We start from the raw sequence: 290 nt of genomic DNA, 5'->3' as shown, positions 1-290 counted from the left end.
GGCCTTCGCTCACGTTCTGTCGGTGAAGAATATCGTTGCGTGTCGTGTGCGTCTCCATCTTGGTTGCGGCCAGGTCGGCACTCAGAGACTTCAGCTGAGCGTTGATGCGTTGATTCTTTTCCGCCTGAGTGATTCGATCCTCTTCTGGACGGGGAACGTAACCGTTCTCAACGACCTGTAGCTCATGACTGTTTTCAGATGTTTTGTCATCATCGTCTGGACCTTGATCGATGACAATGACGTGCTGTGGAGGAGTCTTCAGCGCCTCTTCCAGCGCTCGCTGGTTCTCC

Annotated in this window: 1 protein-coding gene; it reads right to left on the bottom strand. The window is 53.4% G+C overall.

What is annotated here, in order from left to right; translation table 11 throughout:
• The coding region (locus L5849_RS15625) for a hypothetical protein (RefSeq protein ID WP_236926287.1) at nucleotides 1-290 on the bottom strand (290 nt) is incomplete at both ends.

This window comes from Erythrobacter sp. SN021, from assembly GCF_021864455.1.
Note: the sequence above shows the minus strand (reverse complement) of the source record. Positions and strands in the feature narration are given on the sequence as shown.